Raw genomic sequence first — 14,156 nt, forward strand, 5'->3', positions numbered from 1 at the left:
GAGCATGTCGGCGATCATCTGAGTCGGGTGGAACTCGGTGGTCAGGCCGTTCCATACGGGCACCCCGGCGTTCTCGGCGAGCTCTTCGACGATCTCTTGGGCGAAGCCGCGGTACTCGATGCCGTCGTACATTCGCCCCAGAACCTGGGCCGTGTCGGCGATCGACTCCTTCGCCCCCATCTGCGAGCTGCCCGGGTCGAGGTAGGTGACCCCCATGCCGAGGTCCATGCCGGCGACCTCGAAGGCGCAGCGCGTGCGGGTGGAGGTCTTCTCAAACAAAAGAACGATGTTCTTCCCTTCAAGGTACCTGTGTGGCGTTCCGGCGAGTTTGAGGCTTTTGAACTGCTCCGACAAGCGGAGAAGGTAGCGGATCTCGTCCGGCGTGTAGTCGAGCAGCTTGAGGAAGTTGCGTCCGCTGAGGCTGATGGGCATGTCGTTCCTTTCTTTTTTGCATCGTTGCGGTGAGTTCGGTATCGTAACCGACTTCGCGACGCCGACACCGGCGCTACTCCATAGTCCGTCTAAGTGTGACGCATTTCAAGAGTTATGCCGGTACGAAAGAGAGGCGTACAACCGACTATTTCTAGATTCCACGACTACATCCTACCTAAACTTTCCGCATCGCGGAACTTTTATTCCACGATGCGGACATGGAAACTGGCGGCGAATACTGGGATAATCGTGCCTGACGACGTCAACGGGGACCGTCGCGGCAACCAAGAAGGGGATGAAGTGTCAGTAGCCCTCTATTACTACACATTGACTGTCCTCTTGGCGAGCATACTCACGGCCGCGGTTTGCCTTTCCGTCTATCTCGTCAACCGCCAAAGGCCCTATCTGTTCACGACGTTCGCCTTCCTCGTCTACTTTTTCGACGTCGCGCTGGTTCTCAGAACCGACGTCGTCGGCAGGAAACCGGGAAAACTGGCCGTATACGAGATCAACGGGCCGGTCGAATCGGCGCTGCTCGGCTCCTGCCTCGTCCTGTTCTTCTGGTGCGCCTGCAGGGAGTATCTCGGGTTGGGCAAAGGAAGACGGGCGCTGTGGGCGATTCCCCTCTCCTTTCTGGCCGTCAGCTACGCTTCCTTCAATTTTCTGGGTGTCGGCAAGTGGCGCGAGTTTGCCTTTTTCAGCGTGAGATCGCTTTTCATACTCGCGTTGCTCGTCGCGATTCTCGTTCATTTCTTGAGAACGGACGACCTCGGCGAGCGGCGTCGCCTGCTTCGTCACAGAGGTTTCTATTTAGCCGTCCTCGGCTCGACAGTCGCGACGACGGCGTGGAACGTCGTCTTCATCCTCGGCCTGGACTACGGCGACAGCCGCCCGGGGGATCTGTCTTTCCTTCCGGAGCGCAACTTCGCTGAGAATGCCCTGCTTCTTTGCGTCGCCTCGTTCGTGTGCGTCTCCGCCTACAGAACTCTGCGGATGCGGTACGTCGATCCGCCGGCGGGCGTGACCAACCAGCGGGAGGCTTTCGTCTTCCAGTCGATCGCAAGCTACTCGAACGTCAACGGCCTGTCGCGCCGCGAGGAGGAGGTGCTGCGGCTCGTCCTCGACGGCAAGGACAATCGGGCGATAGCCGACGAGCTTTTCATTTCCGTGTCCACGGTGAAGGTCCACGTCCACAACATCCTTCACAAGACGTCTATGGGGAACCGCAAGCAGCTGACGCAGGCCTTTTGGAGCAAGATCTGACGACTCTTTGAGCGATGTCGGACTGCGCCTTCCGGCAGCTCGACGCGGCAGATCTCCAGGCGGTCATTCGACGCGGAGGCCGGCGGCGCCGCTCCATGCGGGAACCTCGGCCATGTCGGGCGGGGCGAAGCCGAAGATCCGCGCGATCTGCTCCATGAACAGCTCGGCCCATCGGCCGTACCAGGCGGAGCTGGGGTGGAACATGTCCGCAGCGTGATGCGTGACGATGTATTCGCGGGTCGACATCGCCTCGGAGACGTCGAGGAGATCGACCAGCCCGCATCCGTGCTTTTTCGCGGCTGCGTCGATTGCGGCCGAGAGCCGCGCGGCCCTTTCGGCGCTCGCCAAAGGCTTGAACGTCGGTATGTTCGCGACGACGGCGGGGCCGGGGAGCTCGCGGCAGACGCGGTCCATGAGGCCGGCGAAATCTTCGACGCTCAGGCGGGAAAGCGAGACATCGTTGCCGCCGACGTCGAGGGTGACAAGATCGGGGACGACATGCGCTGCGCCGGCGCGCAAGCCCGCCAGCTGCGGCAGTTGCGACGTCAGCACGGATTCGGCTGTGCCTCCCGAAAGCGAGACGTTGAGGAGGATGACCCTGCGGCCCAGGGCCGCTTCCAGGCCCGCCGCGATCCTCGGAACGTACCCTTCGGCGATCGACGCTGCGCCGAGGCCTTGGGCAGCGGAGTCTCCGAGCGCCGCGTAGACGAAGGGCCGAGGCTTCGCTTCGCCCGAGGCAACTGAGGCTCCGCCGACGGGGGCCGCGTCGCGCAACGTCGGATCTCCGTTCACATCGGGCGACGGCGAATCCGCGCCCGCAGCAAGTTCCTCGAGCTCGCGCAGAGAGCGAAGCAGATTGAGCTCCCACGCCCTGCGGAAGGGCGAATTCTGCCTGACGGGGGCCCGCATCTTTCGGTAGACCGCGGCAGCGCCCACCGTTGCCGCGACTTTGACTGCACGGCTTCCACGCATCGCTTCCTCCTGGCTTTCGGCGGCGTCGACGTCTGTCGTCGATTGACCCGGTTCAATCCGCCCTTTGCGCCATGGCGCTTGCATACGCGCACACGGCCAGAGCGGTGGAGACGTTGAGGGATTCGGCCTTCCCGTAGAGGGGAACGGCCACTCGCGCGTCGGCGTCGAAATCGCATCCGGCGAATCCGCGGGCCTCGTTGCCGACGAACCAGAGCGCCCTGCGCCTGAGATCGGGCCCGCTTGGCGCGGAGCCCAGTATTTTAGCCTCGGCAGCCTCTCGGACGAGGACCGGAAGCTCCCACTCCCCCGTTCCCTCGGCCGTGAGGACCTGGAGGCCGGCCTCCCGCGCCCGCGCAGCGAGCTCCGAGGCCTCGATTCCCGCGACGCACGGCACGTGAAAGTGGCTTCCGGCCGCCGATCTCATGACCTTGGGCGAATAGAGCTCGGCGCTTGCCTTGCCGACGACGACGGCGTCGGCCCCGGCGGCGTCTGCCGTTCGAATGATGGTGCCCAGGTTTCCGGGGTCGGCGATGTCGAGGGTCGCCACAATCAGCGACGCCTCGCGGAGAAGCGAGTCTAAATCGGGCCCTTCCGGCGTCGAGATGACCGCGACGACGCCCTGGGCGTCCGCCGAAAGGTCGCGCATGTCCTGTGCGGCAAGCACGTGCGTCCACACTCCGGCCGCGGAGGCCAGTTCGGCGACGTCGCCGTGCCGTTCGACCGCCTCGTCGGTGATGTAGAGGTCACGCGTCAGGCGGGGGGCGCAGGCGAGGAGCTCGCGCACGGCCTGCGGCCCTTCGACCAGGGTCTGGCCGTGCCGTGAACGCTGTTCTCTGCGGTGAAGCCTCTGCGCGCGCTGGAGCTGGCTGCGCGAGGCCTCTTTGGTCCGAAGTTTCATAGTCACCCTTCCACGGGAAAAGGCCCCGGACAACAACCGGGGCCTTTCAACCGAACCTCGATCAGGCCTGCTTCGGAGCGTTGACGTCCTCCGGAAGGGCCTTCTTGGCAGCGGCGACGACGGCCGCGAAAGCCTTGGGGTCCTCGACCGCCATTTCGGCGAGCTGCCGACGGTCGACCTCGATTCCCGCGAGGGTCAGACCCTGGATGAAACGGTTGTAGGTCAGCCCTTCGGCGCGGGCGGCGGCATTGATCCTGGCGATCCACAGCTTGCGGAATTCGCGCTTGCGGGCCTTGCGGTCACGGTAGTTGTATACGAACGAGTGGGTGACCTGCTCCTTCGCCTTCCGATAGAGGCGGGAGCGCTGCCCGCGATAACCCGAGGCTCGCTCGAGTGTGGTGCGGCGCTTTTTGGCGGCGTTGACTGCGCGCTTGACGCGTGCCATGGCTTTCTCCTTCTAGCTTCAGCGGCCCAGCAGGCGCTTGACGGACTTGAGGTTCGCGGCGTCGACCGGCTGATCCATAGCCAGGCGGCGGGTGCGACGGCTGGACTTGTGCTCCAACAGATGGCGCTTGTTGGCCTGCTCGCGCATGAGCTTGCCGCTCCCCGTCACGCGGAAGCGCTTCTTCGCACCGGAGTGCGTCTTGTTCTTCGGCATTCTTCTTTGCCCCTCGGTCTGGCCGCGCAGGGCGCGCGGCGTTTCTTACTTTGGCGCGGGTCAGTCGACGGCCTTGTCGGACGCGACGTCCTCCCGTGCCTCCGATCCGTTCGAACGCGCTGCGCGCTCGGCTTCGCGTGCCTTGCGTGACTCGCGTTCGGCCTCGCGGCGTCGCCGCTGATCGGATTTGGCCTCGGATTTCTTTCTCAGCGGCGCCAACACCATGGACATGTTGCGCCCTTCGGCGCGCGGCGCCGCTTCAATCGTCGAAAGCTCCGCCAGCTCGTCGGCCAAGCCTCGCAGCAGGCGGACGCCCATTTCGGGGCGGGACTGCTCGCGGCCCTTAAACCGAAGGTCGAACTTCACCTTGTCCCCGCCGGTGAGGAAGCGTTCCGCCTGGGATTTCTTGGTTCTGTAATCGTTTTCGTCGATCTTCAGACCAATGCGGATGGATTTGATGACTGTGTTCGACTGGTTCCGGCGCGCTTCGCGGACTTTCTGGGCCGACTCATACTTGAACTTCCCGTAGTCCATGAGCTTGGCGACGGGCGGGTTCGAGTTCGGCGCAACCTCGACGAGGTCGAGACCCGCCTCTTGAGCCAGGCGCAGCGCGTCTTCTACGCGGACGACGCCGACCTGCTCGCCTCCCGGGCCGACAAGGCGAACCTTGTCCACGTGGATGCGCTCATTAACTCGTGGTTCGTTGTTGATGGCTATTCCTTCGTTTCCTCGACGTGCACGCGCACGGAGAACTGCCCGAAGGAAAGGGTCTGGGCCCGATCTGACCCGATTCCTTTCGATCGCGAGATTCGAAGGCATCAGGTGGGAGTGTCTCCACTTGCGTTCCGGCTTGTGCCGGTCGGTCGCCTGAAACTATAACAGAACGGCGGGCCGTGCCGCGATAAGGCCTTTAGATTTCGGGCCCGTCACGCATGTGAGTTTGCGCTCACGGGAACGACTTCGACGACGTCGAGGTGGGCTCGCAGGCACTTGTCCTCCTCCGCGGCTGCGACCACGGCGGCGACCGCGCGGTAAGCGTCGGCCTCCGATGCGGCGTCGATCGCGACGTACAGCCTGATGACGCCGCTGTGCATCGGCGCGAGGCTCACTCGGGCTGGGTGGCCGCCTTCGCTCAGCGCCCTCTCGAAGCCCTCGAGGACCCGGGGATTGTCCCACGGCGCCGCCCATTCTTCCCCGGCGGCGACGGCGGCGACCGCGCTTCTGCCGAGTGCGATGCAGCCTTGCCCGCTCCTGTCCCGCGGGTCGAGGGCGAGGACGCCGGAGAACGTCAGCGCCCGCGCCGCGGCGTTCGCACCCAGCACTGGAATGGGGCGCGCCCCCGGGTAACATGCGGAAAGCCTTTCGGCGCAGGAGAAGACCGGCGTCGCGAAGCGGCCTCCGGGGATTCTGACTGAAAGGGTCACGGCTTCGGCCGCCGCGTCCGCGGTGGGATCGGGTTCGGATTCGTGGTCTGCGACGCCGCCGTCGTCCGTCCTTCCCGGGTGCTCGTGCGGAAGGGCCGGAACCAAAACCCGCCCCGCGGCGAGGGCCGCGACAATTCCTTTGAGCGACGCCCCCGGGTCCGGATTCGCCTGGGCGGCGGCCATGTCGGGGCTCATCTCGCCCATGTCCCCGGGGAAGGGGTTGGGACGCAGCAGCCGCTCCAGCTTCCCGGCGTCGACGCGCCCGGGCCTTGCTGCGCCCGTCTGCAAGCTTGCGGCGCTCGCGCGCGAGGCCTTTCCCGCGTCTGCATGCGCGCGTCGGTCCGTCACGGGTTCGTCCCTCCTCCGGGTGACTCGGCGACCTCGGCCCCTTTTGCTGTCTGCCCGCCTCGCTCGCGGCTCCGCCTTCCCTCTCGGTCCGCGGCTGACTTGGCGCCCTCGTCTCCGGTCAGCCCGGCGCTTTTGCAGCCGACCGGCGCGGCGCTCTGCTCCCCGGCCGCCTCGATGGCCTGTTCCAGCGTGAACGCCCCCTCATAGAGCGCCTTGCCGACGATCGCCGAATCGACGCCGACGGCGGCAAGCCCGCGCAGGATCCGAATGTCCCGAAGGCTCGAGACTCCGCCCGAAGCGACGACTGGGGCCCTTGCAGCGGCCGCAACCTTGCGGAGCAGCTCCGTGTTGGGCCCACTCATCGCGCCGTCGCGCGCCACGTCGGTGACGACGTACCGGGCGCATCCCGCCTCTTCGAGCACGGGGAGGACGTCCCACAGCCTGCCGACTTCGGCGGATTCGCCCCGCGCCGCGAGAACGTCGCCGCGCACGTCCAGACACACGGCCACCTGAGAGCCGAAGCGCTCGATCGCGCTTGCCGCCCATTCGAAGTCGGCGAGGGCGCCCGTCGCCAGGTTCACCCGCGCGGCGCCGCTGGCGACCGCCGCAAGCAGGCTCTCTTCGTCGCGCACTCCCCCGGACCATTCGACGCGCACCCCGTGCCGCGTCTGGGCCTCCCTCACGATCTCCGTCAGGAGCGCTCGATTCGAGCCGCGCCCGAAGGCGGCGTCGATGTCGGCGAGATGAATCCACGCAGCGCCGGCCTCGACGAAGTCGGCGACGGCCCGCATCGGGTCGCCGAAGGAGCGCGCGGACGAAGCCTCCCCGCGAGTCAATCGCACCGATCGGCCGTCGGCCACGTCGACGGCCGGCAGCAGCTGAAACGGCAAAGTCATAGGGCCCTCGCCGGCCTACCGCTCGCTACGCTCGGATCCGCCGGAGGGCTTGCCTCCATCCGGGGAATCGCCGTCGGAGCCTTTGCCTTCCGGATCCTCGTCTGTGAGCGGCCCGCCAATCGCCTTGCCCTCGCCGCGGCTGTTCCTTGCCCGCGCCATCTTCGTGATCATGGCGGTCGTCACCTCGCTGGAGAGGATCGCGTCGTGGTCCTCCGGCTTTTCTTGGCCGAGGATGAGCTTTTCCACCAGCGGATCGAGGACGTTGAGCAGCGCCCCGGCGGAGATTTCCTCTCCCGCCTCGCCCGAGAGGAACCGGCGAGCCCGCACGGTTCCCGAAACGCCAGCCTCGATTCCGACGTCGGTGCCGAGGTCGACGTCGAGCAGCACGACGCCGAAGCGCGAAAGCTTCGAAAGCGAGGCGGCGACGGTCGGCGCGCTGTCGGAGGGGTCGGCCTCCGGGTCTTCCTCTTCGAACTCGTCCGGACCGACGATGTTGCGGATGTCCCATTCGTCGTATTGCGGCGCGGCGAGTTCGCGTACAACCACCGCCCCGCTCTCTGTCATCACAACGGCGGCGTCGATGCGGTTGAGCGCAAGAATTCCGGCGACCACCTCGGGGAGGTCGAAGGGCGTCAACACCGCGTAACGCTTGATCATCGTACTCATAGAGCCCCCTTGTCCGGCCGCTCGCCCGTTTGGACGTGCGACGCCGTGGCCAATCATAGACGGCCTTGCCCAATCTTAGATGATCGAGGTTGTGCTCCCCGAAACGACCGGGGCGGGCTTTCCAGCGGCCTTTCCAAACAAGGCTGCCTTTTCAATCGGTGTATTTTGGAGCGCATGGAAGCTCTGATCACCGGATTCGAACCCTTTGGCGACAATGCGACCAATCCCACGCAGAGGCTTGTAGAAGTTCTTTCGACTGACTATGCGGCCTCCCGACAAGACTGCGCGCGGCTGCGGGCGCAGCTTCTTCCCGTCTCTTTCACTCGCGCCCGCACTCAGATACAGCGTCTGGCGGCGCAGTTTCGACCCCGCATCGTGCTGTGCACCGGCCTTTCCACCGAAGCCCGCAGTTTGCTTGTGGAGCGCATTGCAGTAAACGAGCAAGCCGGCGCGGACAACGACGCTCTCGCGCTTTCCGGCGCCAAAGTGGACGCCGCGGGAGCGGACGGCCTGTTTGCCACGATCGACGCGGCCAGGCTGAGCGATTTTCTGGCGCAGCGAGGTCTGAAAACCGAGATCTCTTGGCACGCCGGCACCTACGTCTGCAACACGGCTCTTTACACAGCCGTGCAGTCTGCCGGCCAATACGGCGGCAAAGCCGGGTTCTTGCACGTGCCCGCCGACGTCGACGTGCACGCGCTGGCAGCGGCCCTCTATGAATGGGCGGAAGCGGAATCCGAACTCGCTGCGGCGGGTCAGAAGGCCCGGGCGGGGCGCTCGTCGACAACCTCCTGACAGTCCCGCCCGCAGTCGATTGCGAAATTCCGAGACAGCCGAGCCGCCGAGCGGGGGTGCGGCCGCGGCTCCGCCGGTCGATAAGCGGGCGTCGTTCAGACGCGAGGGACCCTGTCCTGTGCGCCGCCGAAGCGCCTGTCCCTTTCGGCGTAGGCCTGGCATGCTTTCCACAGCTCCCGCCTGTCGAAGTCCGGCCATGCGAGGTCCGAGAAGTACAGCTCGGCGTAGGCCGACTCCCACATGAGGAAATTGGACGTCCGCAGCTCCCCGCTCGTGCGGATGAACAGGTCGACGTCGGGCATCGCGGGCGCATAGAGGTGGCGCTGGATCGTCTTTTCATTGACGGCCCCGGGTTTGAGACGCCCCTCGGCGGCCTCGCGTGCGATCGAGCGCACGGCGTCGGCGATTTCGGCCCGCCCTCCGTAGTTGATGCACATGTTGAGGGTGAGCTTCGTGTTGTTGCGCGTCAGCTCCTCGGCGGCGCGCAGCTCTTTCAGGACGGACGCCCAGAGCTTGGGCGTGCGCCCGACCCAGCGCACGCGCACGCCCCAGGCGTTGAGGTCGTCGCGCTGGGCTCGCAGGACCTGGCGCGAGAAACCCATGATAAAGCGGACCTCCGCCGGGCTCCGCTTCCAATTCTCGGTTGAGAAGGCGTAGGCGGAAAGCTCCTTCACGCCGACTTCGAGGGCCCCGGCCACGACGTCCATGAGGGTGGCCTCGCCCACGCGGTGTCCCTCGATGCGAGGAAGGCCGCGGGCGTTGGCCCACCTGCCGTTGCCGTCCATGACGACGGCGACGTGCCCGGGCGGCTTGGCCAGCTCGGGCGGGCGGGCGCCCGACGGGTGGGGCGGAGGAAGGATCGGCTCTTTCGGCCCTCCTGCGTGCCGTGTCATGCCGTTCCCCCGATCATGCCGACTCCGCGATCCGCAAAGAACGCACCTTGCGCTCGACGTGCCACTGAAGGTAGGCCGCGACGATGGCCGAGGCCGCCCGCCGGTCGTGTTCGCCGGCGGCGTCCGCAACGTCCCAGCGGCCCGAAACCAGCGAGCCGAGCAGCTCGACAGTCTCGGGCGCCGGGTATGCTGCGGCGCGCGGGGCGCAGTCAGAGCAGACGACTCCGCCCGACTGGAGATGGAAGGCCGCCAGGCCCTCGCCCCTCCCGCACACCGCGCATTCGTAGAGGGACAGCCCCCACCCGTGCAGCGCCATCGCCCTCAGGATGTATGAATCGACGACGAGGGCGGGCCGGTGCGCGGCGGTGGCGAGCGCGTGGATCGCTCCGTGAAGCAACAGATAGTGGGCCTGGTCGGGCTCTTCTTCGATCGCCGCGAGCTTGTCGGCGACCTCGGCGATCACGCAGGCGCACGTGTAGGCCTCGTAGTCCCTTCCGATTGAGCGGCCGTAGGGATTGAGGGTGGCGGCCTCCGTGACGAGGTCGAGCGTGCGCCCCTCATAGAGCTGGAGGTCGACCATGGAAAACGGCTCCAGTCGCGCTCCGAACCTCGATTTCGTGCGCCGGACGCCCTTGGCCACCCCGCGCATCTTTCCATGCCGTCGCGAGAAGAAGGTGATGATCCTGTCGGCCTCGCCCAGGTCGTGGGTGCGCAGCACGATGGCTTCGTCGCGATAAAGCTTCACCCGCAAATTATCGCATGTTCGAACCCGGCCTGCCCGTGCATCGCGGAGAGCGCGGCGGCTTCCGCGGCAAACGAACCAGGCGCGGCCCTCGACGGAAGGATCGCACTGTGGCGCGCGGCGAAGCGAGATCTGCCTTCGGCCGAAAGACCCCGTTTCGCCGCGGAGCGGAGCGGCCTTCAGCGCGCGGCTCGGTTGACGGCCGAGATGATCGCATTGAAGCTCGCCCGCATCGTCGACGGATCGATTCCGCAGCCCCACAGCGTTTGGCCGGCGACGTCGCACTCGACATAGGCCGCCGCCGTCGCGTCCCGCCCGGAGGCGAGGGCGTGCTCGGCGTAGTCGAGGACGTGCACGTCTACGCCGATCGTCGAGAGCGCGGCGACGAAGGCGTCGATGGGGCCGTTGCCCGAGGCCTCGATGAGGTGGCGCTTGTCCCGCTTGCCCTCGATGCGTTCGACGACCCTCGCCTCGAGGGCCGTCGACGATCCGTCGCCGGCGCTGACCGTGGCCGAAGCCAGCCGGTACTTCCCCCACGGCGAGAGGCCGTCGGCTTCGGTGTGCGGAAGGTACTCGTCCGCGAAGATCCTCCACAGCTGTTCGGCGGTGATCTCGCCGCCGAACTTGTCGGCGTGCCGCTGGACGATGCCGGACAGCTCGATCTGCATGCGCCGGGGGAGGTCCAGCTGGCGGGTGCTCGACAGCAGATAGGACACCCCGCCCTTGCCCGACTGCGAGTTCACGCGGACCACGGCCTCATAGGTGCGGCCCACGTCCTTCGGATCGAGGGGAAGGTAGGGAACGTCCCATGTGACCGTGTTCTCGTCGCCGCCGTTCTCGGCGACCCTGCGGGCGCGGTCGGCGAAGCCCTTCTTGATGGCGTCCTGATGGGAGCCCGAGAAGGACGTGTAGACGAGATCGCCCCCGTAGGGCGTGCGCGGCGGGACGTCCATCTGCGTGCAGTGCTCGACGACGCGGCGCACCCGGTCGATGTCGGAGAGGTTGAGCTCGGGGTCGATTCCCTGGCTGAAGAGGTTGAGCGCGAGGGTGACGAGGTCGACGTTGCCGGTCCGCTCGCCCTGGCCGAAGAGGCAGCCTTCGACGCGGTCGACGCCGGCCAGCATGGCCAGCTCGGCCGTGGCGATGCCCGTGCCGCGGTCGTTGTGGTTGTGCGCCGAAAGCACGACGTGTTCGCGTCGCGAGAGGTTTCTGCTCATGTACTCGATCTGGTCGGCGTACACGTTGGGCGTGCACCTTTCGACCGTCGTCGGCAGGTTGATGACGATCTCGCGGTCCGGCCCGGGCTGCCACACGTCCATGACCGCTTCGCACACTTCGAGGGCGAAGTCCAGCTCGGTGTCGACGAAGATTTCGGGCGAGTACTCGAATCCGGCGACGACGTCGTCGCCCAGCGTCTTCTCCATGTAGGCGACGAGCTCCTGCGTGCCGGTTACCGCCAGCTGCTTGGTCGCCTCCTTGTCGTTGTGGAAGACGACGCGGCGGAAGACGGGCGAGGTTGCGTTGTACAGGTGGACGACAGCCCGCGGCAGGCCCTCCAGGGCATCGACGGTCTTGTGGATGATCTCCTGCCGCGACTGGGTGAGGACGGAGATCGTCACGTCCTCTGGCACGAGGCCCTCTTCGACCAGGCTGCGGCAAAACTCGAGGTCTGCCGCGCTGGCGGCGGGAAAGCCGATCTCGATCTCTTTCAGCCCGAGCTCGATGAGCAGTTCGAACATGAGCTTCTTGCGGGCGGGGTCCATCGGCTCGATGAGGGCCTGGTTTCCGTCGCGAAGGTCGGTCGAGAGCCACCGAGGCGCTTTCAGGATGCGATTGTCCGGCCATGTCCTGTCGGGAAGCGAGACAGGATTGACGTCGAGGAAATGCCGATACTTGGCGATCGGCATGCCGGATGGATTTTGGCGGCTGGAACGGCCCTGGGTTTTCATTGCTTTTCTCCTGCTGACAGTGCGCGAGTTGAGGCGACCGGCGCGACGAGACCCGCGACGAGGAGCCGGCCTAGCCCGCCTCGCCGCGGCAGATAAGGAAGAATGCCGCCAGCATGTCGCCAATCATAGCCGCACGGACGGGCGGAGGCGAAGAAAACGCCGATTTTGGCGCGGATGAGAAAAATGCCACGAACCTTCGAATCCGTTGTTCGGCAAGCTTCGAATCCGCTACTCGGGGACTTCCAGATCCGTGGGCTGGTGCCCGAGGGCCGCCTGAACCTCCTGGAGCTGTCGGCCGAATTCGACGGCGGTGGCGGTGCGCTTGTCGACCTCGCGCTCCATCGCGGCCATGAGCACCTCGTCCAAGCGCTCATAGGCGTCGGCGTTGTCGGGCGCGTCTGCCTCCTGCGGCTGCCCCTTGCCCAGGCCGAGCGGTGCGAGTTGGGTGGCGAACATGTGGGTGATGTATTCGCGCCTCGTGAGGGCGTCGTCGGTCGCAAACGGGGCGTGCCCGCTGAGCGCCGTGTAGACGGTCGCCGCAAGCGAGTACACGTCGGCTCTGGCGTCGGCCTGCTGGTTGAGAAGCACCTCCGGGGCCGCCCAGGGAAGCGAGGCGCCCATGACGTCCTGGTTCGTGGCGCCCACGAGGGTGGCGATCCCGAAGTCCCCCAACAGCGGGCGCCCGAATTGGGAGTACAGCACGTTCGCGGGCTTGAGGTCGTGGTGCACGATTCCCATGACGTGCGCGGTGTGCACCGCCGATGCCACCTGGACGCCCATCTTCAGCGCGTCCTCGATCGCCAGCGGCCCGTTCGCGAGGCGCTCGGCGAGCGACGGCATCGGGCAGTACTGCATGACCACGTAGGGCTGGCCCGACTCGGCCACGTTGGCGTCGTGTATTTCGACGACGGAAGGATGCCCGGACAGCTGGGCCATGAGGTCGACCTCGTCCCGGAACTGCGAGGAGTCCCCTTCGCCCAGCGCCGTGCGGGAGAGGACCTTGATCGCCACGAGCCGCTTGGGCAGCTGCTCCTCGTACAGGTAGACGTCGGAGAATCCCCCGGAGCCGAGGTAGGAGACGAAATGGAAATCGTCGAGCACGGGAGGGGCCGTGTGCGAGCGGCGGGGCGCGCGCGGGCGCACGCTGTGGTCGATGCCGAGCGCCTCCAGACCCCACGAACCGCTCAGCTGGCTGGCCGGCAGGTCGCTTTCGGGCTCGGCCTCCCCTTCGAGGGTCGGCGGCGAGGCGAGGGCCGCCTCGTCTTCGGGGGTGAGGACGTCGATGACGAGTATGGCCTGGTCCGCCCCGGTTCCCGCTCCTGCAACCGCTTGAGAAAGCACGGTGGAGGCGGCCCGCTCGGCGCGCTTGAGCTGCCCGAGGGCGACGAGCGCCTGGTTGCCCGTGAGCTTCGCCCGAACGCGCTCGGTGGCGACGACGAAGCGCTGGCCGGCCTCCATTGGAATCGTCCACAGGTCGCCCGGGAGGTCATATCCTACATCGTCGAACTGCGGCAGCGGCTCGGCCGCCCCTTTCTCGTCGACTGTGACGATTCCCATTCCTCCGGAGGAGACGGCGATCCAGGTCGGGCGATCCTCGATGCGGGTGGCGATGAGCCCGGCGAGCCTGACGTCGTCGACGTCGCCGATTCCTCCCCCGTTTTTGAGAATCGTCGCCTCGGCGACCCTGCGCGCGATGCCTCTGGTGATGTCGCGCCACAGGTCGTGGACGTGCCGCACGAGCGGTCCGTCGGGGTGCGCCGCTCGCAGCGCGGAGAAGGCGTCGACGATCATCCACGAAACCTCGCGTGCCAGCAGCACGTCGGAGTGCGGGTCGGTCACTATGAAAACCGGCATTTGGGCGATGAGCCCGTCGCCCGAGGCGACTGCGTCGCCAGAGGTCGCCGTGCCCCAGCGAACCACGTGTTGGGCCCAGGCCTGGGTGTTGTCTAGAGCGTTGCCGGTGTCCATGGCCTAGTTGGCGTCGTCGTAGGCCGCTGGGTCTTCCAGTCGGTAAAGCATGTCGGGGGTGACCAGCCGCGTGGCGACGGCATGCTCGACGAGGCGCGCCCTTCGGTTGACGGCCAGCTTCTCGGGGCCGCCGTGCAGGCCGCGCACGCCGTAGCGGGTGAGCCGGTCGCAGACGTGGTCGAGCTTGCGGTTGAAACGGGTGATCGGCCAGCCGAGGCGGTCGGCCGCGTTCTGGGACGACGGAATGGAGGA

The 14,156-nt window shown here is 66.5% G+C and carries 15 protein-coding genes and 1 pseudogene; 2 read left to right on the forward strand and 14 right to left on the reverse strand.

Going from position 1 to position 14,156, the window contains the following annotated elements; all coding sequences use genetic code 11:
- Positions 1 to 432: Rossmann-fold NAD(P)-binding domain-containing protein (locus ACO48X_RS08340; protein WP_485001626.1), on the reverse strand; the 432-nt coding region annotated here is incomplete at its 3' end.
- A 300-nt stretch (positions 433 to 732) separates the two neighbouring features.
- Here ACO48X_RS08340 and ACO48X_RS08345 point away from each other — a divergent pair.
- Positions 733 to 1,695: a helix-turn-helix transcriptional regulator gene (locus ACO48X_RS08345; protein WP_485001627.1), complete on the forward strand. Its 963-nt coding sequence runs from the start codon at positions 733 to 735 to the stop codon at positions 1,693 to 1,695.
- A gap of 63 nt (positions 1,696 to 1,758) precedes the next feature.
- Here the strand turns inward: ACO48X_RS08345 and ACO48X_RS08350 are convergent, their stop codons facing one another.
- The 8 genes from ACO48X_RS08350 to ACO48X_RS08385 form a co-directional block, all read right to left on the reverse strand.
- Positions 1,759 to 2,667, reverse strand: a complete 909-nt coding sequence (locus tag ACO48X_RS08350; protein WP_485001628.1) for an SGNH/GDSL hydrolase family protein — start codon at positions 2,665 to 2,667, stop codon at positions 1,759 to 1,761.
- Positions 2,668 to 2,719: 52 nt separating this feature from the next.
- Positions 2,720 to 3,565, reverse strand: coding sequence for a TrmH family RNA methyltransferase (locus ACO48X_RS08355; protein ID WP_485001629.1), 846 nt, complete (start codon positions 3,563 to 3,565; stop codon positions 2,720 to 2,722).
- A gap of 61 nt (positions 3,566 to 3,626) precedes the next feature.
- A complete protein-coding gene (rplT, locus tag ACO48X_RS08360) occupies positions 3,627 to 4,010 on the reverse strand; it encodes a 50S ribosomal protein L20 (RefSeq protein WP_485001630.1) in 384 nt (127 codons plus the stop codon).
- Positions 4,011 to 4,028: 18 nt separating this feature from the next.
- Entirely contained in the window at positions 4,029 to 4,223 is a 195-nt protein-coding gene (rpmI, locus tag ACO48X_RS08365; RefSeq protein WP_009198819.1) for a 50S ribosomal protein L35, read from the reverse strand.
- Between the two features lie 60 nt (positions 4,224 to 4,283).
- Entirely contained in the window at positions 4,284 to 4,898 is a 615-nt protein-coding gene (gene infC, locus ACO48X_RS08370) for a translation initiation factor IF-3 (protein WP_485001631.1), read from the reverse strand.
- A gap of 251 nt (positions 4,899 to 5,149) precedes the next feature.
- On the reverse strand, positions 5,150 to 5,995 hold the full coding sequence (locus tag ACO48X_RS08375) for an SseB family protein (RefSeq protein ID WP_485001632.1): 846 nt from the start codon (positions 5,993 to 5,995) through the stop codon (positions 5,150 to 5,152).
- The gene (locus ACO48X_RS08380; RefSeq protein WP_485001633.1) at positions 5,992 to 6,891 is read right to left on the reverse strand and encodes a HisA/HisF-related TIM barrel protein; all 900 of its coding nucleotides are present in this window, start codon (positions 6,889 to 6,891) and stop codon (positions 5,992 to 5,994) included. The genes ACO48X_RS08375 and ACO48X_RS08380 overlap by 4 nt, the downstream gene beginning before the upstream one ends.
- A gap of 15 nt (positions 6,892 to 6,906) precedes the next feature.
- Complete coding sequence (locus ACO48X_RS08385; protein WP_485001634.1) at positions 6,907 to 7,557, reverse strand: hypothetical protein; 651 nt, start codon at positions 7,555 to 7,557, stop codon at positions 6,907 to 6,909.
- 174 nt (positions 7,558 to 7,731) lie between these two features.
- Here ACO48X_RS08385 and ACO48X_RS08390 point away from each other — a divergent pair, with 174 nt between their 5' ends.
- Positions 7,732 to 8,352 carry a pyroglutamyl-peptidase I gene (locus tag ACO48X_RS08390; protein ID WP_485001635.1) on the forward strand — a complete coding sequence of 207 codons (621 nt, stop codon included), beginning with the start codon at positions 7,732 to 7,734 and terminating at the stop codon, positions 8,350 to 8,352.
- Positions 8,353 to 8,447: 95 nt separating this feature from the next.
- Here the strand turns inward: ACO48X_RS08390 and ACO48X_RS08395 are convergent, their stop codons facing one another.
- The 5 genes and pseudogenes from ACO48X_RS08395 to ACO48X_RS08415 all read right to left on the reverse strand — a co-directional run.
- The gene (locus tag ACO48X_RS08395) at positions 8,448 to 9,245 is read right to left on the reverse strand and encodes an isoprenyl transferase (protein ID WP_485001636.1); all 798 of its coding nucleotides are present in this window, start codon (positions 9,243 to 9,245) and stop codon (positions 8,448 to 8,450) included.
- 13 nt (positions 9,246 to 9,258) lie between these two features.
- Entirely contained in the window at positions 9,259 to 9,990 is a 732-nt protein-coding gene (gene recO, locus ACO48X_RS08400; RefSeq protein ID WP_485001637.1) for a DNA repair protein RecO, read from the reverse strand.
- A gap of 176 nt (positions 9,991 to 10,166) precedes the next feature.
- Positions 10,167 to 11,936 carry a 2-isopropylmalate synthase gene (leuA, locus tag ACO48X_RS08405; RefSeq protein ID WP_485001638.1) on the reverse strand — a complete coding sequence of 590 codons (1,770 nt, stop codon included), beginning with the start codon at positions 11,934 to 11,936 and terminating at the stop codon, positions 10,167 to 10,169.
- A gap of 228 nt (positions 11,937 to 12,164) precedes the next feature.
- Entirely contained in the window at positions 12,165 to 13,904 is a 1,740-nt protein-coding gene (locus tag ACO48X_RS08410; protein WP_485001639.1) for a serine/threonine-protein kinase, read from the reverse strand.
- 3 nt (positions 13,905 to 13,907) lie between these two features.
- A pseudogene (locus ACO48X_RS08415) lies at positions 13,908 to 14,156 on the reverse strand (hypothetical protein); the annotation flags it as partial.

Source organism: Peptidiphaga sp., assembly GCF_057238965.1.

Bases quoted from the DNA above. Each gene is read 5' to 3' on its own strand.
- ACO48X_RS08350 (WP_485001628.1), bottom strand. From the start codon at position 2,667: ATGCGTGGAAGCCGTGCAGTCAAAGTCGCGGCAACGGTGGGCGCTGCC.
- ACO48X_RS08355 (WP_485001629.1), bottom strand. From the start codon at position 3,565: ATGAAACTTCGGACCAAAGAGGCCTCGCGCAGCCAGCTCCAGCGCGCG.
- rplT (WP_485001630.1), bottom strand. From the start codon at position 4,010: ATGGCACGCGTCAAGCGCGCAGTCAACGCCGCCAAAAAGCGCCGCACC.
- rpmI (WP_009198819.1), bottom strand. From the start codon at position 4,223: ATGCCGAAGAACAAGACGCACTCCGGTGCGAAGAAGCGCTTCCGCGTG.
- ACO48X_RS08380 (WP_485001633.1), bottom strand. From the start codon at position 6,891: ATGACTTTGCCGTTTCAGCTGCTGCCGGCCGTCGACGTGGCCGACGGC.
- ACO48X_RS08385 (WP_485001634.1), bottom strand. From the start codon at position 7,557: ATGAGTACGATGATCAAGCGTTACGCGGTGTTGACGCCCTTCGACCTC.
- ACO48X_RS08390 (WP_485001635.1), top strand. From the start codon at position 7,732: ATGGAAGCTCTGATCACCGGATTCGAACCCTTTGGCGACAATGCGACC.
- ACO48X_RS08395 (WP_485001636.1), bottom strand. From the start codon at position 9,245: ATGACACGGCACGCAGGAGGGCCGAAAGAGCCGATCCTTCCTCCGCCC.
- leuA (WP_485001638.1), bottom strand. From the start codon at position 11,936: ATGAAAACCCAGGGCCGTTCCAGCCGCCAAAATCCATCCGGCATGCCG.
- ACO48X_RS08410 (WP_485001639.1), bottom strand. From the start codon at position 13,904: ATGGACACCGGCAACGCTCTAGACAACACCCAGGCCTGGGCCCAACAC.